Genomic DNA, 296 nt, shown 5'->3' on the forward strand with positions numbered 1-296 from the left:
GGAGGCCCTTCCCACATCAAACGATTGTCCGGCGGCGACCTACTCTCCCACACCCTCCCGAGTGCAGTACCATCGGCGCTGAGAAGCTTAACTTCCGGGTTCGGAATGTAACCGGGTGTTTCCTTCCCGCCATAACCGCCGTAACCCTACGAAACACACAAACAACAAACGCTGTTTGCAGTCTCAGAATTGCCTAGTGGACGCGAGCAACAAACCCTCACAGCGCGGCGCTGTCCCGGACCCGGCGAAGAGTAACGGAACGCAGCACACACCGCGACAAGTCAGAAAAACCTTGT

The 296-nt window shown here is 57.1% G+C and carries 1 rRNA gene; it reads right to left on the reverse strand.

The window, feature by feature from the left end:
* Positions 1 to 26: 26 nt before the first annotated feature.
* Positions 27 to 143 (reverse strand): 5S ribosomal RNA (rrf, locus tag AB0C16_RS41180).
* Positions 144 to 296 lie beyond the last annotated feature (153 nt).

Source organism: Nonomuraea sp. NPDC048916 (assembly GCF_040649575.1).
Lineage (GTDB): Bacteria > Actinomycetota > Actinomycetes > Streptosporangiales > Streptosporangiaceae > Nonomuraea.